A 20361-nucleotide genomic window follows, 5' to 3' on the forward strand; every position below is an offset into this window, starting at 1 on the left:
GGGAAACCCATCGCGTAACAGAGTAAGAAACTTGCGGCGATGCCCGTTGAGCGCAAAACCAACCTCGGTCACGACCTTGTCGACGGCGATCTGCTGGGTCGTGGCCCACGCGGTCACCCGCGCCACCTGCCGATCCAGATCAGCTTTCCGATCCGCTGACGACACCCGCGCATACACCGCCGTCCGTCTACGCGGGGCCGTCTCGGCTACCGCATCGTTCACCAGAATGAGCCGACCCACTCGCTGCGCCGGGACAGGCAACAACCCAGCGCGAAACCAGCGATACGCAGTCACCCGCGCCACACCGTTTCGCTCCGCCCACGCCGCCAGATTCATGCTTCTGTTCCTACAGCACACCACCGACAACTACCGACCACTCAACCCGCAACAGCTAGCAGCCCCGTGAGCGCCGCGATACCTGTCGATCATCTCCACAAGACGGGCGATGGCCATACCGCCAAGATCCTGCGAAAGCCCAGCGGCGTCAAGCGTCGATTGTCATATATGCCAACTGTGAGTTGACATAAGGTGCGTTATCGGCACCGAATTAAGGTTATTAACAGACCTGAATACGGTACTATAGTGCTATGCGAGTCATACCTGTTACTCAAGTCAAGGCCAAGATCAACGAGTACATCGAGGCGGTACGCGACACCCGCGACCAGATCACCATCACCAAAAACGGAGCGCCCGCCGCAGTCCTGATCGGCGTCGAGGAATGGGAATCCATTCAGGAGACGTTGCATTGGCTGTCCCAGCCTGGTGTCGTGGAGTCGGTACGACAGTCCGAGGCCGACGTCGCAGCCGGCCGGACCTACGGCGAAGATGAGATCCGAGCCGAGTACCAGGTCCCGCGGCGGTCGCGCTGAGGTGGCCGACTCGGATCGTATGTACACGACCCGGTTCACGGCCTCAGCCAAACGCGACCTCGACAAGGTACCGCGGCGAATCCTCGCAGCAGTGATCGAATTCGCCTTCGGCGACCTCGCTCGCGAACCACGCCGGGTTGGCAAGCCGCTCCGCGGCGAGCTCGCCGGCTACCACAGCGCCCGCCGCGGCCCCTACCGCCTCCTCTACCGCATCGACGAAGAGGCACAGACGATCTGGGTTCACCGCGTCGACCACCGCGCCGACATCTACCGGCGCATGTGACCCGCTTATTCGTCACGGTGACGAAATGGTGGTCGCATGGGAGGAAGCCACGTCGGTACCACCGCAGCTCGACCGACAGTGTTTTGGCCGTGGTGTCGCACCTGTGCCTGACAATTTCGGTATGTACACAGATCGCGACTTTCAGGCCGTTGTCAGGGATTTGCGCGCAGAGGATGCCATGTCACATAGCCGTGGACTCCAAGCGCTGTATGAGCTGGTCGGTACCGAAGGCGCCTCAACGTCGGTCCTTCGGACAGCAGCGGACATGTGCTGTGCGATAGTTCGACACGACGGCGCTTATCCGGTTGCAGATCCCGTCCGAGACGGCATCGAGCAGGTGTTGGCTTTGTTGCTACGCAAACTCGCCGATTACACCTGCGCGGATCTGCGGGGCGCTTACATTACCCGCGCCGACTTTGATGGGTGCAACCTAGTCGGGGCCAACCTAACCGGAGCTAGCTTGGGCACGGCGCGTTTCGAGGGGGCAAAGCTGCCAGGGGCGCGGCTGATTGGTGCTTGTGCCTCGGCGGAGGCCGTCTTTGCAGGGGCGGACCTCACCGGAGCTGAACTCGACGGCTTCGGAGCGCCGCGGGCCAACCTGGCGTGTGTCACCGCGCCGGGTGCTCGAGGCTGCGAAATGAGCGTTCCCGAGGCACAGGCCGGCAACTCGGTATGGCTCGGCGCAGTCCTCGTCGGAGTCGATTTCTACAAAGCCGCGCTCGGCGGTGCCGATTTCCGGGGAGCGAACTTGACGAACGCGAAAATGCGACGATGCCAGTTGAATGGATCAAAGACGACCGACTTTCGCGGCGCGAACCTCACCGGTGTCGACATGGATGGCGCGACCCTTTACGACGTCGATTTTCGTGGTGCCAACCTTGCAGGTGCGAGGCTAACTGACGTCATGATTGAGAAAACCCGTTGGGATGGTGCGATTTTGAACGGAGCGCAGATAGCCATTCAAGGCGGTGGCTTACGACTTTAAACGCGGCATCCGTCATAACGTGGGTCAACCCCGACGGCTCCATAGGCTACGAGGAGCCCATCCCAACAGCCACGGCGGAGACACTAGCAACACAGATCAAGGGCCGCGTCACCTTCGCCATCCAGGCTCTCCGAGACGCGTAACGCCACGTCCGGGTCTCAGGTTGGCGCGAAACCGGGTTTCCCTGGACTCGAACTCTAAAAAGAATCCGAAACGCGGTTCGGGCATCAATTATGTTGAGAGACAAGGCGATAGCCCCGGCCCGTCAAGGAAGTTCTCGACATACTGCCACCCTCGCATAACAACATACCTATGGGTACACATAGGTATGCGTAAGAGGGCTGTTTCGGCGGTTTCTTTAGGTCGTGAGGTAACGGTCAATGGCCGAGCGAATCAGTTCCGACATCGTGCTGCCCTCGTCGAGCGCTCGCTGCTTAAGCTGCCGACGGGTCGATTTATCGAGAAAGATCGTCGTACGGACGGAATCGGCCGGCGGCGTGAGAATGTCTTTCGCGGACTTCACCGGTTCAGGCTGAACACGCTTACCTACTCGGTTTTTCAGATCACTCATGCCAGTACCTCCAGAACTTCCTTGAGCACGTCGTCGTAGCCGTACAGCGGCCAACTCGGGGCCGTCCCATACGCCTGCTTTAGCGCCTCGCGACGCGGGATCGAAGACGCAAACACCGGCACGCCCTCATCGGCAAAGGCTTCCACGGCGGCGGCCACGAGGTTGGTGCCCAACGCGACCGCCGTCAGCAGGACGACAGTCGGCCGCGCCGCCGTCACCTCCAACGTCGGCCACGCCCGCCGCATCTTCTTGGCCGCCCCCGGGCCTTGCCCGCGTCTTCCCGACCCCGCCCTTGGTGTGCACAATCGACACGACAGGCATATAAACACCCTAACATCGGTATGTTTATATGCCTGTATGGCGGCCCGAAGGGCTCCCGTAATGCCAGATTCGCTCCGCCGCTAAGGGAACCCGACATACTGTATACCTATGCGTCCACATACCTATGCGTAAGAGGGCTGTTTCGGCGGTTTCTTTAGGTCACGTTCGGGAGTCCGGGGCCTTTCGTGCCCGATTCGCTGCTTGGATGTCTGAATCATTCGGGTCGTGACAGCAGCGATGCGGCGAATGTGGCGGTCTTCTCGTAGGCTTTCACCGCATTGTCGAGGTTTGACATGGTTGCCGCGGTGTCGGTTTGCGGATCGTAGGCCTCAGAATTTCACGGTGGCCCGGGTTCTGCTGTGGCGGTCTGCGAGGTGGCAGCTTTGTCGAGGTTTTGAGGTTGGGGGTAGGCGGCGGCGCCGCGTGTCGTGCGGTGACGCCGGGTCCTTTATCCCGGGGGTGGTTACTCCTTTCTTGGGGTCGAGCGGGCACAGGGGCCTGTGGGTCAGGGTATGGCGCGGACCCTGTTGAGGGCGTCGGCGAATTCTTTTGCCCAGGGCCAGGTTTGGGGGATCCGCAGGATCAGGTAGCGGGATCGTTTGATCAGCCGGGCCGCGGCGTGCAGCAGCCGGTAGCGCAGGGTGGCGGGTTCGGCTTTGGCCAGTGGGCCGTCCAGCAGTAGCAGTCGCATCCAGCACAGCAGGTCGATGGCGATCGCGACGGCGGTGACCCAAGCGGTGTTGATGGCGAACGAGTGTGAGGGCCAGCGGGCCAGGCCGGTGTCTTTGCCGGTGCGGATGAAGCCCTCCACCCGGGCGTGGACGCGGTGGCGGGCTTCTAGTCGCTGGGGTTGTCCACCGGCAGTCGAGGTGGCGAGGACCTGGTAGCGGTAGCCGGCCAGCTGCTCGAACAACGACAACTGGGTGCCGTGTTCGATTTCTTCGCGCCGCACCAGGACGCGCATGCCGGCCGGCCAGCCGACCAGCTGATCCCCTCCGGTGCTGTGGCGCAGCAGCCCGGTCAACTCGGCGACCTGGGCGTCGTCGCGGGCCGCCCCGGTGGCATCCAGCGCGGCTTGCCATCCCGCATCGGGCATCTGGCCGATCGCGACCCGGACCCGCTCATCGAGGTCGAATCCGACCGAGTAGCCCACCGACATCCCCGGCCGGGCATTGAGTTTCTCCAGGTGTTCGACGACGGCGTGGCTTGAACCCGCGCCGTCGATGGTGACCAGCAACTTGCGGCGCCACGTGGCCGGGATCGCCGCGATCGCGGCGTCGATGATCGCGATATGATCGGCCGCGGTGTTCGAGCCGGCGTTGCCGGGACGGGCGATCACCGCCAGCAGTTCGCCGGTGTTGTCACACCACGCCAACAGCGGGTGGAAGCCAAACCCGCCTTTGAAATTGCCTGCGGCGTGCTGCTTATCGCTGTGCGACTGAATCAGCGAGGCGTCGATGCGGATCACGATCGTGTCCCCGAGGTCCCCATAGCAGGTCTGCGAAGCCGGGATCGCACCGTGGCGGGCCTCGATCGCCTCCCACACCCGAGAGCGGACCTTGTTGCGCACGGCCGTGACCTCGGTGATGCTCTGCTTGTCGATCTCGCCCAGGGACCGCCACATCGTCGGAACCGACGCCACCGCCTCAAACAACCGGTGCTGATCGCGCAGCACCGCGGTGCCGGCCAGGTTCTGTGCTCCGCCCGCGATCGATACCGCCACATCGCGCAACACCGCGCCTCGGTCGTGGGTGACTTCTGGGCGCGACAGCACCGACGACAAACCGCTGGTCAAACCCAGATTGTCGGCCAGCAACCGGGGTATCACGTTACCGGCGTGCCCGACCACGTCGTCGCCACGGACCTCAACTCGGACATTCTTCGACCAACCCGTAGTATCCTGCATCTGACAGGTGCACTCCCATCCTGGATAACCGTGCCTCGAATACTCCGATTATCCTTGCGGTAGTGCACCTTTCACGTTAGCGACACCCCTGAGCTCCACATTCGATGAAAAATCCAGGTAGGCTTGGAGCCCGGTCAGCGACGCCACTGTAGCGGCGATGTCGTACATCAGCGGAATCCGCGTGCTGCCGGTGCCGCACCGGTAGGGGCAGGACAGCGAAACACCCGTTGGTGTGTAGCCGAACGATATCCCGGTCGCGTCGTCGTCGAAGGCGACGCCGCCCGCTTCCTCGCGAATCTCCGCCTCGGGCAGCACCGATTCCGCTTGCGTGCGGACCTGCTGCAGCGCGGCCGCCAGTAGGTGTTGTTCCTGCGGGCCGTAGGTTCCCTCGAACGACTCGGCCCACTCATCGAATGTCTGCCCGGGCTTCGGCAACCAGAAATTGATGTCATACGACACGGGCCATCACGCCCTTTCGATGTCGTCGAGGAGCACGTTGAGAAGTATGCGGCGGCTGTCCTCCCGAAGCTCGTCTCTTACGATCCGCATACCCAGCATCGCAATTATCCTCCGGGAAATCCCCCGAAAGTGTGGAGGCATGCACTATGAGGTAAGGGCATGTCAGAGACGCGCAGGAAGTTCGACCGGGAGTTTGGGGGAGGGAGCGGTGCGGATAGTCCGGGATACCGGTAAGCCGATCGCGCAGGTGGCCCGAGACCTCGGGATCCATCCGGGCACCCTGGGTAATTGGGTTGCCAAAGATCGTGCTGAGCGGGAAGGCGCCCAGGGGCTTTCCACCGCTGATATCGCCGAGTTGAAGCGGCTGCGCGCCGAGGTCGCCGAGCTGCGCATGAAGCGTGATGTGCTCAAGCGATCCGTGGTCGGCTGGGTAAAGGAGGCGACGAGGTGAGTGTGGCCCGCTTTATCGCCGACCAGAGGACCGTGCATCGGGTGCCACACACGGTGTGCTGCGCGCTTTTGGGGGTCAGCGTTTCCTGGTTCTATAAGTGGGTGCGTCCCGAACGTGGAAGGGAGTGAGATGTAGGTAGAGCTTCCAGAAGCGGTGCTGTGCAGAAGATGAAGGATTGTCGGCCCTTCGGAGCCGCCCTGCGGGGGGAGGCTTCAAACCACCACATGCTGCGGAATCGGAGACGTGACCGTGGTGAGCGATGTGGACACGGCGCGCATGACGTGTCAGGTGGGGATCGGGAAGGCGAGCGCGAGCGAATCGCTGTTGACGTGTCGAAATAGAAACAGGTGGCATCGAAACCGGGGTGTCCATTTGATCCCGGGATCAGTCTGGCGGGTGCCCGCTGATTGGCCAGGCGGTGTCCGGCATGGAGGCGACGCGAGCCCGGTCTGCGGCTTCTGCATGGAACGGGAGAGAGCCGGAGCCGATACGTTTCGTTCGGGTTTCCGAGCGGGCGAGAGGGAGTAGCCCGCGCCTGGCGTGGGTGTGAGTACCGTCGCGGGTCCGGCTGGCGGACTGGCTCGTAGTAGTGATGAAGCTCCTGTAATGGGGGTGGAGCGAAGGGGCCGGGTCATCTGTGACGGTGTTCGTTAGAGCAACTGAAACCCGCTGGGGTTCAGGAGGAGTCGCATGAACGCGTTGAAGTTGCCGGACAAGCCATTCGAGATTTCGAAGTGGGCGGTCCAGGAGGCATGGGAGAAGGTCAAGGCGAACAAGGGCGCACCGGGCGTGGACGAAGTAACAATCGAGGCATTCGAGGCCGACCTGCAGGACAACCTGTATAAGGTGTGGAACCGGATGTCGTCGGGCAGTTACTTTCCGCCTCCGGTGCGTGCGGTGGAGATACCCAAGCCGCACGGCGGCGGGACCCGAATGCTGGGCGTGCCTACCATCGCTGACCGGGTGGCGCAAACGGTGGTCGCAGAGCAGTTGAAGCCGAGGGTCGAGACGATCTTCCACGACGACTCTTATGGCTACCGCCCGGGCCGCTCGGCAGTGGACGCGGTGGGCGTATGCCGGCAACGCTGCTGGAAAACCGACTGGGTGATCGATTTGGACATCCAAAAGTTTTTCGACAGCGTGTCTTGGGACCTGATGCTCAAGGCGGTGCAGGCCAACACCGATTTGCCGTGGGTGATGTTGTATGTGCGCCGGTGGCTGCAAGCCCCGGTGCAGTTGCCCGACGGCACCCTGCAACAGCGAGACCGGGGCACCCCGCAGGGTTCGCCGGTCTCGCCCGTGCTGGCAAACCTGTTCTTGCACTACGCGTTCGACGCGTGGATGGGTCGGGAGTTCCCGACCGTCCGGTTCGAGCGCTATGTCGATGACGCGGTGGTGCACTGTGTCAGCGAGCGCCAGGCCCACCGGGTGTTGGCCGCGCTGCAAGACAGGATGGTCGACGTCGGGCTGCGGCTGCATCCCGACAAGACCCGGATCGTGTACTGCAAGGACGGCAAACGGCGCGGTGACTATGCGCACACGTCGTTTACCTTCCTCGGCTTCACGTTCCGGCCACGGGGAGCGCGGGCCAAGGACGGGAGCATGTTCGTCTCGTTCTCGCCTGCGGTCAGCAGGGACGCCTTGACGAAGATCGGACGCGAAGTACGGTCCTGGCGACTGCACCAGCGCACCGGGCAATCCTTCTCCGAGCTCGCACGGTGGCTCAATCCCATCGTGCGCGGCTGGATGAATTACTACGGCGCTTTCTATCGGTCGGCGCTGTATCCCCTCCTGACACGCATCAATGCCTACCTGATGCGTTGGGTCCGCAAGAAATACCGGCGGCTGCAGGGACGCCGTGCGTTTCAGCAAGCGTGGCAGCGGGTCACCACTCAGTACTCGCGGTTCTTCGCCCACTGGGCCTGGACCACTGCCGTCCCGGCCGTCTGGTGATCAAGGTGACAAGAGCCGTATGAATCGAGAGGTTCACGTACGGTTCCGTGGGAGCCGGAGGGTGCGACCCCCTCCGGCCACCCGACCTGGACCGCGAGCCCACTGAGCGGCAGCGACGCCGCGCGCAGCGGGATGCGCGAGTGGCGGAGCTGTTCGAGCGCTCCCAGCGCACCTACGGCTCGCCGCGGATCCACGCCGACCTGCTCGCTGAAGGCTGGAAGGTCAGCGTGAACACGGTGGCCGACTCGATGCGCCGGCAAGGGCTGGCCGGGCGCAAGCCTAAGCGCCCCAGGGGGTTGACCCGCCAGGACAAGAAGGCACCTCAGTTCCCCGACCTGCTCAAACGGGACGCCACCGCCGCAGCGCCCAACCGGGCGTGGTGCGGTGATATCACCGAAATCCCCACCGATGAGGCCAAACTTCTTTGGCTTCGGTCTTGGACCTGTGCGGGCGACGTTTGCTGGCTTGCCCGATGTCGGAGCACCCCGATGCGGAGCTTGCCAGCGACGCGATCAAGATGGCCGTCGCAGTACGTGGCGGGCGCGCAGCGATCGCTGGCGTGATCTTTCACACTGATCGCGGATCTACCTACACCGCCAATGATTTCACTAAGCTGTGCCGCAAGCTCGGGGTGCGCCAATCGATGGGACGTGTCGGGTCGTGCTTCGACAACGCCGCCCGCGAGGCGTTCTTTTCCACCCTCGAACACGAGGTGCTGTCCCGCCACCACTTCGCCACCAAGGCACAGGCACGCGAGGCCATCACCACCTGGTGCTACGAGTTCTACAACACCCGACGTCGGCACAGCTCAGCCGGGTTGCTGCCACCCGTCGAATACGAAAAAATCACGGCCATCCAACCGCAGGCCGCATAACGGAAACCTCCACGTTTTCAGGGGAAACCCACTCCCGTATTCAACCGTGTAGAGTTTTGATGGCACTTTCGTGAACCCGGCTATTATCGGGCGATGATAGGAAAGGTCTTTTTTGCTTCTTGTCGACAACTCCCACCGCAGATGCGGCTTACGCCTGCGGAGAATCTCGCCAAGGTATGCCTTCATATCCAGAGCAACTGAATACCAGTCCGCGGTGAGTCCGCCGGGCCAGTTCTCCTGGTCGGGGTCGGGCTCTGCCCGGTCGACGAACCACTCGTTCAACGCCGCGACGGACTCGTCGGTGAAGTCCAGCTTCGGCCCCTCGTTGCGTGTGGTCAACCTGTTGAGCATCGCGATCCGCTCGTCGAGATGGCCGACGAAGTAGTCGAAGTTCTTCTCCGCATCAGAGCGCGACCACTGCTTGGGGGGGCCCGAAGCCCTCACACCGGAATCGAAAATCTCGTACCCGGTGCCCGTTGAGCGCAGAACCAACCTCGGTCACGACCTTGTCGACGGCGATCTGCTGGGTCGTGGCCCACGCGGTCACCCGCGCCACCTGCCGATCCAGATCAGCTTTCTGATCCGCTGACGACACCCGCGCATACACCGCCGTCCGTCTACGCGGGGCCGTCTCGGCTACCGCATCGTTCACCAGAATGAGCCGACCCACTCGCTGCGCCGGGACAGGCAACAACCCAGCGCGAAACCAGCGATACGCAGTCACCCGCGCCACACCGTTTCGCTCCGCCCACGCCGCCAGATTCATGCTTCTGTTCCTATAGCACACCACCGACAACTACCGACCACTCAACCCGCAACAGCTAGCAGCCCCTCCCAGTCGGCGGTGCGCGGCTACGATGTGTCGCATCTGGTCGAGCATGCCGCGCACTGGCGTGAGCTGGCGGAGCGCCGCCGCTCGGTGGTGGGCGCCATCAACGCGCAGGCCAACGCGCTGGACTGGGTGGGTCAGGGCGATGAGGCGATGACAGCGACGATGGCCCGGCACTTGTCCACCGCCGAGGAGGAGGCCGGGCTGCTTGACGCCGCCGCGCAGAGCGCCGAGGGCGGCGCGAGCGTGCTGCACCGGCAACAGCAAGCCCTCTTGTCGGGGGTCGATCAAGCCCACCGGTCCGGGTTCGCCGTCGGCGAGGACTGGATGGCTCATGATGCGATGTATCCGCCGGGCTCGATGGGCTGGTATGCCCGCCAGCCCACCGCACAGGCCATCTCCGCAACGCTTCGCGCCCAGGCGGGCGCGTTCGCCGCACAAGAGTTTCAGATTGCCACCGATGTGGTCAGCGCCGCCGCTGACCTGGGTGGGGAGGGCGCCGTCCACCGACACATCGAGGCGGTCGCAGCGACCACCGCCAGGCAGGTGCCGAACGCGGCGGTACCCCCACCACCAGGCCCCTCAGCACGGTCGGTGATCGATGCGCTGACCGGTGCCGATCGGCTGCTCCGGTACCTCTCACCGCCGCACATGTCCACCCCGCCACCAGCTCAGGTCTCGCCGACACCCGCCGGCAGTGCGGTGGCGGGCATCAGAACGCAGTTGTGGCCGCTGTTGCCCGGTGGCGGTGTGCTATCCGCGGCCGGTGGCGGCGGGATTGGTGTGGCCGGTGCTGGTCCTGCCGGCGGCGCAGCCGCGCCGGGCGGGGGGGTTCTCGCAATGCTGGCCCAGGCCGGTACAGGCGCGACCTCGGCGGCCACCAAGGTGATCACCACACCCGCCGCCCTGGGCGCAGCCTGGACAGCCGGGGTCATCGCAGCATCGCCGGTAGCGCATATCCAATCCGACCCGTTGCCGCCCAGCCCATCCCCGCCGGTGCAGTTTGCCGATCCCGGACACGCACAGCAGGAGCATGCGCCGCAACCCCCGCCCTCCACCGATGCCTCCCAAACGCCCCGACCCCCGCAGGCGCAGCCGTCGGCCGCCACACCTGCACCCGTCGCGCCCGCCAGCACCGGTGGCCCTGGCCCCGTGCCCGCTGACGGGGCACCTGCACCCAACACTGGCGGCGGCGGTGCGCAGATGCTGGGCTTCGGCCCAGCTGGGCTGGGACCGGCACCACAGGCTCCGCGCTTGCCGCTACCGCTGGACCCCACACCACCGGTTCCCCCGCCTGTGCCGCCGATCGACGAAATGACCAAAGAGCAAGCACTTGCCGCGTACGTCAAATTAAAAGAAGACCTCGCCCGCTACAGCGATGACTGTCTGAAGCGCCCGTTTGTGCTGCCCCAAGAACAGGGCGCATATGACAGTTGCGTCGCCAGAATGGGCGAGCTCAATGCGAGAAAGGCGGCACTCGAGTCCCGGCTACGGGACTTAGGCGTACAACTAGGAAATGAGCCCGCCCCGCCGCCCACGCAGCCGGGTGCACACGATACCCAGCCACCTGCGCAGGAATCACCCCAGATACCGCAGGAAACACCGCCATTTCCACCGCCAAACAGAGTCACAGGACTCACGGAGCATGGCGCGCAGCAAGTTAACAGCCGCGATGGTGGTCATGGAGTCAGCGACAGCGCAATGCAAGATACCTCGAGCACCCGATTGGGCCGCCCCAGTATGTGCCGGACCAGTATGGCGGCTTTTATAAGTACGTTGGCAAGGACGCGACAGTTGCCCTGAACAAAGACGGGCAAGTCATAACCGCCTGGGCCATCAACCGTGATGGTTGGAGAAACCCATGAACAACGTTCTCGACGCTATTCCACCGGAACACCGCACCGTTATTGTGGAAGAATTGACTCGTCTCAACCCGGACATGCTCGCTGAGCTTCGCGAAACACAAGAGCCAACCAATGAGCAGAGCGATGCCGTTGTGGACACCCTCATTCGCGCGATGAGCGAGAATTTTGGGCCAGGCCATATTCCGAATGAGCGCGGAAAAGCAATCGATAACGCAATTGGCGCTTACCTTCTGGCATGGCCAATATATCGGTGAGACAGTCGCTCTCCGCTGCTCGACCAGCCCGCCGCGACAGCAGGGGCTGCCCTCCACATCGCGAGGCACCGCTACGTCAATTCCGCGATGGTGCGCTCATGGTCGGCGGTGTGGCCCTCGATTGGGTCTGGAGCCTCGACGACGCCACACACTGTTCAGCCATACTCAACTGGGAGGGCACATGACCTACACATCCAGTGACAGAATAACATCGCCGCTGCCCGAATGCCTGCTGAGATGCGCTGGGTAGTGCTGGTGGACAAGCGCCAGATTGCGGTGCTGCTGCTGAAGAACGAGATTCCGGTCGCTTCGGCAACCGAAAGGCTGGAGCGAGACGCTGAACTCGACTACGAACACCAGCCGGTTGACGTGGTCGAGAAGGTGTGGAGGCGTCTGGCTGCCGAAGCGTCGCATCAATGGGGCTTCCTTCACGTCCTGAAGCAGAAACTCGGGCCGAGCGTCGACGTCCAAACGAGGCTGGTGGATTGGAACCACTAGGCTTTGCTACCAGTCAGAGGCTGTGGGGGTAGATTCCCAAGTTCTCAGCAACGTTGCGCTCCCGTGCCGAAAACTCCGATGTTTGCAGCGCGTCCCGTCCGCCTTAACGCCGCCGGGAGCGGCCGCGCCGCAACACGGCCTCGCGGCTGGCGGCGATGTCCTTGCCGGTGAGCTACTCATCCACTGCTGCGCGGCCGTCGCCACCAGCCAGAGCCCGTCGGCGGTCTGCGACTCGTCGACGGGGCCCTATCGTTGAAGGCATGCGCCGGAACATCACCGAGCTGCGGGGACTCGAGCCCGCGGCGGTCGCCGAGGTCGCTGCGACGGGGACGCCCTTGCCAAACGCCCTGCCGCCACGTCGTCAGCCGCCGAAAACCGTTGCGCCACTATGCCGGCCTCCGCGGTGACGACCCGATTGGCGGGAACATGATGACGCAGGCCGCCACCATGCCCGCGCTCAAGGAGTGGAGCGCGGCGGTGCACGCCCTCTTGGACGGACGCCAATGCGTGCTGTTGCGCAAGGGCGGAATTCGCGAGAAGCGCTTCGAGGTGGCCGCTGGCGAGTTCCTGTTGTTCCCGACGGTCGCGCATGCTCACGCCGAGCGGGTGCGCCCCGAGCATCGCGACCTGCTCGCTGCGGCGGCCGCCGACAGCACCGACGATCACGTCGTTCTGCGCGCTGCTGCGAAAGTCGTTGCGGCAGTTCCAGTTAACCGCACCGAAGGTCTTGAGTCGATAGCGGATCTACATATCTGGACCGCCGAGTCGGTGCGCGAGGATCGGCTGGACTTTCGGCCAAAACATCGGCTGGCGGTGCTGGTTGTGCAGGTTTTTCCGTTGGTGGAGCCGCTGCGTCTGGTGCGCACCGCTCGGTATGCCGGTTGCACCAGCTGGGTGCAGCTCCCGGTGACGCCGACACTGTCGGCGCCGGTGCATGACGACGTGGAGCTAGCCCGGGTGGCCGCCCGGGTCCGCGACGCCGTCGGGTGACGGGTGGGATCGTCCAGCTTCCGAGGTGCAGCAAACTGGCCGCAGCCAGTGGGCTGTGATTCGGGGGAGTGACCCGCCTCCCGTCGGGTCCAGCTAACAATTCTGTCGTTTCACCAACACTTGTCGGACCCCCGTTGTAGTTTCGGCCACGTATCGCTACACCCCGATATCCAGGAGAGAAGGTGTGACGTTCGAAGAGTTTGTCGCGGTGGCGACAGAAGGATCGGTCCGGCCGTACCCGTACCAAACGGCACTGGCGGAGTCGGGATTACCCGATGTACTCCGCGCGCCGACTGGCTCGGGAAAGACGCTGGCAGCGGTGTTGCCGTGGCTGTACCGACGGATGGCGCATCCCGATGCGGCCGTACGCTCAGAGACGCCCCACTGGCTGGTCGTCGTGTTGCCGCAGCGCACGCTAGTCGAACAGACTGTCGATGTGACGCGCCGGTGGGTCGTAGCGTTGGGCGCTCCCGTCGGGGTCCATGTATTGATGGGCGGAGAGGATAGCCGTGACTCCAAGTGGAAAACCCATCCAGACACCGAGCGCATCTTCATCGGTACCCAGGACATGGTGCTGTCACGGTTGCTGTTGCGGGGTTTCGCGGAAGCGCGCGCCGCCTGGCCGATAAGCTTCGGTCTGCTGCACGCTGGGACACAGTTCGTGTTCGACGAGGTGCAGCTGATGGGGCCGGGGCTGCCAACGTCGCTGCAATTACAGGGCTTACGGGATGCTTTCGGCACTGCATTGCCTTGTCGATCGATGTGGATGTCCGCGACGATCGACGTGACGGAGTTATCCACCATCGACATGCGTGGACCGTTGTCCGTGGTAGACGTGGCCGACGACAGCGAGGAGCTCGCCCAACGCATGGGCGCAACCCGCACCATCCGACAACTTCGTCTCGATGCCGATGCAAAAGGGTACTCGGCACGCCTTGCGGCAGGCGTCGTCGCCCAGCACTGCCCGGGCACTCGAACTTTGGTTGTACTGAACACGGTTGAGCGTGCCATGGACCTCCACGCTGAGCTGACACGCCGCAACCAAAGTGCCGAAATCGTGTTGTTGCATTCGCGATTCCGTCCCAGCGACCGCGCATCGCAGACAGCGGCCGCCTTGGCTGAACCCGGCCCACATGGAACGATCGTGATTGCGACTCAGGTTCTCGAGGCCGGCGTAGACGTGACTTCGGAGACGCTGATCACCGAAGTCGCACCGTGGCCGTCGATCGTGCAGCGCGCGGGCCGGTGCAACCGCGATGGCCGCGCAAGTGACGCGCGGCTCTTGTGGACGGTGCCTCTCGGAGCCAAGGCCCATTTGCCTTACGAAGCAGATGATCTTGAAGCGGCTAGAATGGCACTTGCTGGGCTTGAGGATCGCGCGGTGACCGGGCGGGAACTTGCAGAGCAGCGCGTAGCCTACACGCGCCCGATCCATCCGGTGCTCCGCAGACGCGACCTGCTGGATCTGTTTGACACGGCACCTGACCTCGCGGGCAACGATATCGACGTCAGTCCATTCATTCGCGACGCTTCCGATCGACTCGTGTCGGTCGCGTGGCGTGATCTCAACGCTCAAGAGATGCCCGCTATCGACCGAAGCGAACTCTGCCCGGCACCGATCGCCGACGTCCAAGAGATGGTCGCATCGGACCCTGAACGCGCCCGCATGTGGGACCAGGTAGAAGGGGTATGGCGGCCAGTGCGACGCGACGACATCCGCCCCGGTGCGGTCGTCGTCCTAGAGGCGCGATGCGGCGGCTACCTCTCCGACCGCGGCTTCGACCGGCGTAGTAGGCAGGCTGTCGAACCAATCCCCGTGCGGCCGATGTCGCCGGATGCCTTCGACCACGATCCGCTGTCGACCGGGCAGGGGCGATGGGTTGCTCTCGACGAACATCTCGTTGAGACTGAGGCTGCGGCAAGAGAACTGATATTGCGGTTCGGTCCAACACTTGCCCTCACCCCGCCGCAGCGCGACGCGATAGTGCGCGCCGCGTTGCTCCATGATCTTGGCAAGGCACATCCCACATTCGTCGCATCGTTGACGAGCGCGAATTCCGATAACCCACCTCCGCCTTCACCGGTGCCGTGGGCCAAATCACCTAGCCATCGCAGGTTGCACTACAACCCGCGTCATTTTCGCCATGAGCTGGCGAGCGCGCTCTGGTTGCTGGACGCTTCGACATCGTTGCTGGATGACCACCATGAGCGCGACCTGGTCGTCTACCTGGTCGCCGCTCATCACGGGAAGGTCCGCGTCACCATTCGTGGAAAGCCCGACGAGCGACCAGGTGTCATACTCGGTGTGGAAGAAGGCAGCAGAACAATCGGCTTCGCACTAAAAGACCGACAAATCCGGCCCTCCTGACGTATCCGTGGGTGGATGGGGCCGATTCGGGGCCGTGATCTGATGGTTGAATTCGTTTGTGCTCCCTTCCGCGATAGTTGCCTGTAGCGCTGCCCGGGTGGGAGGTGTCCATGTGGAGCCCCCGAGCGCAGCGAGGCGGAACGACATGGACACCGACGAGCGGGTAGCGCAGAATCGGCGACGTCTGAGAGGGGAAACCCGAGGGGTGCCCTGGTGGAGGGGTGTTAGCCGCGGCCGGGCAGGGTGGGGCGGTGCCCGCCGAGGGCGAGCATGGCCAGGGCGATCAGCGCGGCGGGGTTGTGGAATCCGAATGCGATGCGGGTGAGCAGGCGGATCTTGGTGTTGGTGGATTCGATCAATCCTTGGGACAGGCCGTGGTCGAGGGCGGCGTCGATGGCCTCGCGGTGGCGTTTGATGCGGCGGGCCAGCTCGACGAAGACCGGGATGCGGCAGCGCCGCGCCCAGGAGATCCACTTGTCGAGGGCGTCTTTGCCGTCCTGGCCTTTGACCGAAAACACATGCCGCAGGCCCTCTTTGAGCAGGTACGCGCGGTAGAGCCGGGTGTCGGTCTTGGCGATCCAGGCCAGTTTGGCGCTCTGGCGTTCGGTGAGGTCTTCGGGGTTTTTCCACAGCGCATAGCGGGCGGCTTTGAGCCGCCGTGCTCGTTCATGACCCGGCCGCGGCGCGGTGTTCCTGCTGGGCCGACCACGGCCCCATTTGGCCTCGCCACGCGCGATCGCTCGCGCGTCGTTCCAGGCCCGGCGCCGCTCGGCATCCAGCGCCTCGGTGGCCCAGGCCACCACATGAAACGGATCCGCGCAGCGGATCGCGCCCGGGCAGCGCTCGGCGACCACATCGGCGATCCACTCCGCCGCATCGGCGGACACATGGGTGATCAGCGCGCACCGCTGGGCGCCCAGAGCGTCGAAAAACCGCCGCAGCGTCTTGGTGTCGCGGCCCGGGGCGGCCCACACCAGCCGGCCGCTGTCGTGGTCAACCACCACCGTGAGGTACTTGTGGTGACGCTTATAGGAGATCTCATCGATGCCGATCCGACGCAGACCCGCAAACCGGTCGATCCTCTTCTCCGTGTCGGCCCACACCCTCGCCACGATCGCCCCTACGGTGCGCCAGGCGACCCGCATCAACTCGCACACCGCGGTTTTCGAGCACGCCACCGCCAGCCAGGCCACCGTGTCATCAAAGGCCAAAGTGTGCCCGGCATGGTGGCGCGCCCATGGCACCGCCACCACCGTAGGCCCATGGGCGGGGCAGTTCACCCGCGGCGCATCGGCCTCCAGCACCACCTGCATCGTGCCCCAATCCAGGCCCCGCCACCGGCGCCGACCCTCACCCCGGTCATACCAGGGCGCCCTGCGACCGCAGCGGCCACAACGGCGCGAAACACCACTTCGCGGCCGCACCCGCGCCACCACCAGCGTGTCGCCGTCGGCGTCTTCCTCCCCGAACTCCTCGAACTCGATGTCTTCGATCACGGTGCGCTGGTCGACACCCAGCAGCGCACGCCATAGCCTCACATTGCGCACGTCGTTGTTGGCTCCTTTGGTTCCTGACCTTTCACAAGCCAGAAACCTTAAGCCACAACGACGTGCGCCCCTTACATCAACAACCGGCCCACGGAAGCGTCAGAAGAGCCACAAATCCCGGCGGCCACCCTATCCCTGCGCGCGACAACACACGGCGTCGGTTCCCTGACCAGCCGCGCGCTCGCTCTGCGCGATCGAGCTGACCTCGGCCCCTTCCGACTTGCATTCTGCGAAGCGCTCGTTCGAGTCGCCGATTGGCAGGCCAGCGCGAACGGAGGCATTTAATGGCCGAACTTGTGCTAGAAGGCTGTCGGGTGACACCGCTGTCAGGATACTTGTCCGCTCTTGGTGTGCATCGTGCTGTGCATCGACTACTGGACTCCGAAGTGCAAGGATGCTGGAACCAAAGCGTATACGTTCTTCGTTGTCGATTCGACACACTCGTTGAGCTGACCGACGCGCTGCACGCCCGGTTCGAACCGGAATCGATTGTTTCACCGTGGAATTCTGGGTCGGGATTCGCTGCTAATGGCAAAAGTCCTGCAGCAGAGCGAATATTGCAGTGGGTTCGCGAGAGTACCGATTATCGGCTCAGGGCATTGCGACTCGCAGTGGGCGCAGGCGATCGTGTCGTGAGTGAGGGGCACCGGTTGGGTATTTCGGACCTGTGGGATAAAAAGCGCAAACCCGAAGTTTTGCGACTGTGCCGTAACGAGCTACCAGACGCCGCGGTGGCATGGCTGGACGCCGCGATTGCGCTCGGCCAAGATGGTAATCCATCGTGCGCCAGGTTGCTTGGCACAGGCGGCAACTTAAGACGCCGGGAGCTTTCGGTGGCGTATCTGCAACAGGTCCGGACCGTACTTGAGTCTTCTGGCAGCGCTGCGTGGTTGGCTTCCGCGCTTGATGGGCAGTCACGCCGCCCGCTGCTGCGAGAGTCGCTGGGTCAGTTTGACGCAGGTGCCGTCGGCGCTTCCGACGAGCCTAATCCAGTAGGAAATCCATGGACGTTTCTGTTAGTCATCGAAGGCGCGCTGCTGTTCGCAACCGCGGTGGTGCGCCGCTACGGAGCAGCGTACTCGGGTGCGGCGTTGCCGTTCCAGGTGGCGGGTTCGACCGCGGGCTTCGCGTCGTCTGCATCCGCAGAGCGTCCCCTTGCAGAACTATGGGCACCGGAATGGCCCGACCCCCTGTCCATCCCGGAGGTAGCACACCTGCTTGCCGAAGGACGGGCCGACTGGAACTCACACGCCGCACGATCCGGCCTTGATATGGCGCGTTCAGCAGCAACACTCGGCGTGGATCGAGGAATCAGGGCATTTCATCGGCATGTCTTCGTCGACCGGCTCGGTCAGAGCCCGATTGCAGTGCCCGCGGGCCGCATCGAGGTGGGCGTTCGCGGCGGGGTAGATCTGCTGGCTCCACTGGACCGCTGGCGCGAGGCGCTTCGCCGGATCAACCTGCCCTCGGACACCGCAGCGAGGCTGCGTGCCCTGGACCAAGCGATCTTCGACCACGCCGCCACCGGTCAGCCCGGCTCGCTTGTCGAGGTATTCGCCGCGCTCGGTAGATGCCGATCCACGGTGTCCAGATCGCGAAGGGTTCGCGAGGTCAAACTGCCAGCCCTGAGTTTCCCACACGGCGCCAAGCTATTCGATCAACTCCGTGATGTGACCCACCACGACCGTGAATTGCGAATCGCGTTGGCACTTGCAACATCCCGCGACGAAACCAGCACATTCGGGACGTGGCTGAAAGATCGGTTCTTTGCTGGAGGGCTGGCCGCGGGTCTTGCCGACATCGCGCGGCGCCGGGGTTTTCCGCTTGCGACCAAGGAAACGGTTATCGATTGTGTACCGTCGGTGCGCGGTGCGCGCATCGTGTTCGAACGCGGCATGAGCTTACGTGCTGGCGATGTACAGGCGTTTGTCGACCGCGCAATCGACGATGAACGAACGGCGGCACTTACGCTTAGCCTGTCTTGTGTCGACTGGCGGCATACAGGCAACGAGATCTTGCCCGGGTCGGCATCCATGAGCGATCCTGCCCTTGATCTGCTGCTGCTGTTCACTGGTGCTGCGCCCCTCGGCTATAGCAACGCAGATGGCGAACGACGATCGCTGTTCGTCCGGCCAGGCCATGAGTGGCCGTCACGCCTTATCGCCGGACACGTTCCGGCTGTCCTACAGGACGCATCGCGGCGGCTGCGTATCGCTGGTGTGCGGCATGTCGTGGGCGTTCCTGGCGCGCCCTACGAAGGAACTCGTCTGGCTGCCATGTTGTTACTCACTACCACGAATTCCGATCGACGCGCGGCCCTAAGCCGCGTCGCCGTAGTCGGGACACACCGAACCGAATTAGCACAGGAGGTGATCACATGATCAGGCGCTACATCTACGACGCCGAACTCACGCCACTATCCGGAAGCACGTTTCAACCCACCGGCTTTCCCGATATCGGTGCTGCTACCTTCACCAGATACGAACACGGCCACGAAGTCGACGCGCTGCTGGTCGAATCGGTGCAGTCGATGGCGAACAGGCTCGAGGCTACGGCATGGAATCAGGCGGAGAACCGACCAGTAAATGCGGTGGCTGGTATGCCATGGGTGCGTGTGGTAAGAGCGAAGACAGACGAGTTCCTCACGTCAAGCCGGCTCGAGGCGCACCGACTGGCGTCGCCGTATATTCATAAGTCGACTTTGGGCGGTAAGTCCATGTTCGACATCATCGGTAACCGGTTGGGCCTTGCTCCCGATACGCCTCTTGATTATCGAGCGATGGCCGCGGCGGTTGCGAAACTCGATCCGTTCTGCCTGTTGCATGGCGTGTTTTTCTCACACAGGCAGTGGCTGGGCCAACCAAAGTTTATGCGTGCGATCTCCGGAGTAATCGAAGCGCACGACGTGCAGCGTGCTGTTAGTGGGGGCCGGAAATCCGACCGTGTGCGTCATCAACTAGATAAGGATGGTGAAGGCGGAACCGCAGAAGGGTATGGTTCGGTGCCGTTCGCTCGAACGGAATGGACTGCGAGACGGATCATCGCCTCCTTCGTCGTCGATGTCGAACTGCTTCGATCTTATGGATTACCCAAGGTGGCAACCGAGGCGTTGGAGGCCTTAGCACTCTGGGAGATCAGCCACTTGCTTGAAGGCGGTCTGAGGCTGCGCACAGCTTGCGACTTTGAGCTGGTGTCGCCAGTCGCGGCCCGCCTCGGACCCGAACTGCCCACCGCCGATGAGATTACAAGTGCTCTGCAAGACAGTATCGCCCGGTCGGACGGGGTGTTCGGTGACGGTGATGAGATCACTGTCGAATGGTCTGGCAAGAAGGCTTAAT

The 20361-nt window shown here is 63.5% G+C and carries 21 protein-coding genes and 3 pseudogenes; 16 read left to right on the plus strand and 8 right to left on the minus strand.

Translation table 11 applies throughout. The features are described from left to right. Window positions 1-9: 9 nt before the first annotated feature. Window positions 10-336 (minus strand): annotated as a pseudogene (locus MSM1_RS16540) (IS607 family transposase); the annotation flags it as partial. Between the two features lie 251 nt (window positions 337-587). Here MSM1_RS16540 and MSM1_RS16545 point away from each other — a divergent pair. From MSM1_RS16545 to MSM1_RS16555, 3 genes are all read left to right on the plus strand, one after another. Then, complete coding sequence (locus tag MSM1_RS16545; RefSeq protein WP_213444603.1) at window positions 588-869, plus strand: type II toxin-antitoxin system Phd/YefM family antitoxin; 282 nt, start codon at window positions 588-590, stop codon at window positions 867-869. Between the two features lie 19 nt (window positions 870-888). Beyond that, window positions 889-1152, plus strand: coding sequence for a type II toxin-antitoxin system RelE/ParE family toxin (locus tag MSM1_RS16550; protein WP_213444605.1), 264 nt, complete (start codon window positions 889-891; stop codon window positions 1150-1152). Window positions 1153-1273: 121 nt separating this feature from the next. Then, window positions 1274-2137 (plus strand): pentapeptide repeat-containing protein, encoded by an 864-nt coding sequence (locus MSM1_RS16555; RefSeq protein ID WP_213444607.1) that lies wholly within the window; start codon window positions 1274-1276, stop codon window positions 2135-2137. 358 nt (window positions 2138-2495) lie between these two features. Here MSM1_RS16555 and MSM1_RS16560 read toward each other — a convergent pair whose 3' ends face one another. The 4 genes from MSM1_RS16560 to MSM1_RS16575 all read right to left on the minus strand — a co-directional run bounded on the left by MSM1_RS16560 (window position 2496) and on the right by MSM1_RS16575 (window position 5394). Then, entirely contained in the window at window positions 2496-2708 is a 213-nt protein-coding gene (locus MSM1_RS16560) for a CopG family transcriptional regulator (RefSeq protein ID WP_213444609.1), read from the minus strand. Beyond that, window positions 2705-2953, minus strand: a complete 249-nt coding sequence (locus tag MSM1_RS16565) for a hypothetical protein (protein ID WP_213444612.1) — start codon at window positions 2951-2953, stop codon at window positions 2705-2707. The genes MSM1_RS16560 and MSM1_RS16565 overlap by 4 nt, the downstream gene beginning before the upstream one ends. A gap of 581 nt (window positions 2954-3534) precedes the next feature. Beyond that, window positions 3535-4935: an IS1380 family transposase gene (locus tag MSM1_RS16570; RefSeq protein WP_213439993.1), complete on the minus strand. Its 1401-nt coding sequence runs from the start codon at window positions 4933-4935 to the stop codon at window positions 3535-3537. A 48-nt stretch (window positions 4936-4983) separates the two neighbouring features. Beyond that, window positions 4984-5394 carry a hypothetical protein gene (locus tag MSM1_RS16575; RefSeq protein WP_213444614.1) on the minus strand — a complete coding sequence of 137 codons (411 nt, stop codon included), beginning with the start codon at window positions 5392-5394 and terminating at the stop codon, window positions 4984-4986. Between the two features lie 208 nt (window positions 5395-5602). On the opposite strand from MSM1_RS16575, the gene MSM1_RS16580 reads away from it, so the two are divergent. The 5 genes and pseudogenes from MSM1_RS16580 (at window position 5603) to MSM1_RS16600 (ending at window position 8672) form a co-directional block, all read left to right on the plus strand. Next, window positions 5603-5845: a transposase gene (locus MSM1_RS16580; RefSeq protein WP_213444615.1), complete on the plus strand. Its 243-nt coding sequence runs from the start codon at window positions 5603-5605 to the stop codon at window positions 5843-5845. After that, a pseudogene (locus MSM1_RS22540) lies at window positions 5842-5949 on the plus strand (IS3 family transposase); the annotation flags it as partial. The gene MSM1_RS16580 and the pseudogene MSM1_RS22540, both read left to right, overlap by 4 nt. Window positions 5950-6535: 586 nt before the next feature. Next, a complete protein-coding gene (gene ltrA / locus MSM1_RS16590; RefSeq protein ID WP_213444617.1) occupies window positions 6536-7798 on the plus strand; it encodes a group II intron reverse transcriptase/maturase in 1263 nt (420 codons plus the stop codon). A gap of 140 nt (window positions 7799-7938) precedes the next feature. Beyond that, window positions 7939-8361: an IS3 family transposase gene (locus MSM1_RS16595; protein ID WP_213444620.1), complete on the plus strand. Its 423-nt coding sequence runs from the start codon at window positions 7939-7941 to the stop codon at window positions 8359-8361. Continuing rightward, entirely contained in the window at window positions 8271-8672 is a 402-nt protein-coding gene (locus tag MSM1_RS16600; RefSeq protein WP_236056966.1) for an integrase core domain-containing protein, read from the plus strand. Before MSM1_RS16595 ends, MSM1_RS16600 begins: the two co-directional genes overlap by 91 nt. Here the strand turns inward: MSM1_RS16600 and MSM1_RS16605 are convergent. Together MSM1_RS16605 and MSM1_RS16610 are read right to left on the minus strand one after the other, a co-directional pair. Then, window positions 8607-9116 carry a hypothetical protein gene (locus tag MSM1_RS16605; protein WP_213444621.1) on the minus strand — a complete coding sequence of 170 codons (510 nt, stop codon included), beginning with the start codon at window positions 9114-9116 and terminating at the stop codon, window positions 8607-8609. The genes MSM1_RS16600 and MSM1_RS16605 overlap by 66 nt on opposite strands. A 22-nt stretch (window positions 9117-9138) precedes the next feature. Next, a pseudogene (locus tag MSM1_RS16610) lies at window positions 9139-9438 on the minus strand (recombinase family protein); the annotation flags it as partial. Window positions 9439-9516: 78 nt separating this feature from the next. Between MSM1_RS16610 and MSM1_RS16615 the strand changes: the two are divergent. From MSM1_RS16615 to cas3, 6 genes are all read left to right on the plus strand, one after another. After that, window positions 9517-11304: a hypothetical protein gene (locus tag MSM1_RS16615; protein WP_236056813.1), complete on the plus strand. Its 1788-nt coding sequence runs from the start codon at window positions 9517-9519 to the stop codon at window positions 11302-11304. Between the two features lie 58 nt (window positions 11305-11362). Then, window positions 11363-11620 carry a hypothetical protein gene (locus tag MSM1_RS16620; RefSeq protein WP_213444623.1) on the plus strand — a complete coding sequence of 86 codons (258 nt, stop codon included), beginning with the start codon at window positions 11363-11365 and terminating at the stop codon, window positions 11618-11620. A gap of 225 nt (window positions 11621-11845) precedes the next feature. Further along, window positions 11846-12118, plus strand: coding sequence for a hypothetical protein (locus MSM1_RS16625; protein ID WP_236056815.1), 273 nt, complete (start codon window positions 11846-11848; stop codon window positions 12116-12118). Between the two features lie 260 nt (window positions 12119-12378). Next, complete coding sequence (locus MSM1_RS22050; protein ID WP_374101737.1) at window positions 12379-12525, plus strand: hypothetical protein; 147 nt, start codon at window positions 12379-12381, stop codon at window positions 12523-12525. Between the two features lie 22 nt (window positions 12526-12547). Then, window positions 12548-13108, plus strand: a complete 561-nt coding sequence (locus MSM1_RS16630) for a DUF1802 family protein (protein WP_213445650.1) — start codon at window positions 12548-12550, stop codon at window positions 13106-13108. Between the two features lie 184 nt (window positions 13109-13292). Continuing rightward, window positions 13293-15476 carry a CRISPR-associated helicase Cas3' gene (gene cas3, locus MSM1_RS16635; protein ID WP_213444625.1) on the plus strand — a complete coding sequence of 728 codons (2184 nt, stop codon included), beginning with the start codon at window positions 13293-13295 and terminating at the stop codon, window positions 15474-15476. 224 nt (window positions 15477-15700) lie between these two features. Here cas3 and MSM1_RS16640 read toward each other — a convergent pair whose 3' ends face one another. Further along, window positions 15701-17023 carry an ISL3 family transposase gene (locus tag MSM1_RS16640; RefSeq protein ID WP_213444627.1) on the minus strand — a complete coding sequence of 441 codons (1323 nt, stop codon included), beginning with the start codon at window positions 17021-17023 and terminating at the stop codon, window positions 15701-15703. A 284-nt stretch (window positions 17024-17307) separates the two neighbouring features. Between MSM1_RS16640 and csx17 the strand changes: the two genes are divergently transcribed. After that, window positions 17308-19404 carry a type I-U CRISPR-associated protein Csx17 gene (gene csx17 / locus MSM1_RS16645; RefSeq protein ID WP_213444629.1) on the plus strand — a complete coding sequence of 699 codons (2097 nt, stop codon included), beginning with the start codon at window positions 17308-17310 and terminating at the stop codon, window positions 19402-19404. Continuing rightward, complete coding sequence (gene cas7u / locus MSM1_RS16650) at window positions 19401-20360, plus strand: type I-U CRISPR-associated RAMP protein Csb1/Cas7u (protein ID WP_213444631.1); 960 nt, start codon at window positions 19401-19403, stop codon at window positions 20358-20360. The genes csx17 and cas7u overlap by 4 nt, the downstream gene beginning before the upstream one ends. Window position 20361 lies beyond the last annotated feature (1 nt).

Origin of the sequence: Mycobacterium sp. SM1 (assembly GCF_018361265.1) — a bacterium.
GTDB lineage: Bacteria > Actinomycetota > Actinomycetes > Mycobacteriales > Mycobacteriaceae > Mycobacterium.

Excerpts from the sequence above, each read along its gene's own strand:
- MSM1_RS16545 (WP_213444603.1), top strand. The coding sequence starts at position 588 with ATGCGAGTCATACCTGTTACTCAAGTCAAGGCCAAGATCAACGAGTAC.
- MSM1_RS16550 (WP_213444605.1), top strand. The coding sequence starts at position 889 with ATGTACACGACCCGGTTCACGGCCTCAGCCAAACGCGACCTCGACAAG.
- MSM1_RS16555 (WP_213444607.1), top strand. The coding sequence starts at position 1,274 with ATGTACACAGATCGCGACTTTCAGGCCGTTGTCAGGGATTTGCGCGCA.
- MSM1_RS16560 (WP_213444609.1), bottom strand. The coding sequence starts at position 2,708 with ATGAGTGATCTGAAAAACCGAGTAGGTAAGCGTGTTCAGCCTGAACCG.
- MSM1_RS16565 (WP_213444612.1), bottom strand. The coding sequence starts at position 2,953 with ATGCGGCGGGCGTGGCCGACGTTGGAGGTGACGGCGGCGCGGCCGACT.
- MSM1_RS16570 (WP_213439993.1), bottom strand. The coding sequence starts at position 4,935 with ATGCAGGATACTACGGGTTGGTCGAAGAATGTCCGAGTTGAGGTCCGT.
- ltrA (WP_213444617.1), top strand. The coding sequence starts at position 6,536 with ATGAACGCGTTGAAGTTGCCGGACAAGCCATTCGAGATTTCGAAGTGG.
- MSM1_RS16600 (WP_236056966.1), top strand. The coding sequence starts at position 8,271 with ATGTCGGAGCACCCCGATGCGGAGCTTGCCAGCGACGCGATCAAGATG.
- MSM1_RS16620 (WP_213444623.1), top strand. The coding sequence starts at position 11,363 with ATGAACAACGTTCTCGACGCTATTCCACCGGAACACCGCACCGTTATT.
- MSM1_RS16625 (WP_236056815.1), top strand. The coding sequence starts at position 11,846 with ATGCCTGCTGAGATGCGCTGGGTAGTGCTGGTGGACAAGCGCCAGATT.
- MSM1_RS22050 (WP_374101737.1), top strand. The coding sequence starts at position 12,379 with ATGCGCCGGAACATCACCGAGCTGCGGGGACTCGAGCCCGCGGCGGTC.
- MSM1_RS16630 (WP_213445650.1), top strand. The coding sequence starts at position 12,548 with ATGACGCAGGCCGCCACCATGCCCGCGCTCAAGGAGTGGAGCGCGGCG.
- csx17 (WP_213444629.1), top strand. The coding sequence starts at position 17,308 with ATGGCCGAACTTGTGCTAGAAGGCTGTCGGGTGACACCGCTGTCAGGA.
- cas7u (WP_213444631.1), top strand. The coding sequence starts at position 19,401 with ATGATCAGGCGCTACATCTACGACGCCGAACTCACGCCACTATCCGGA.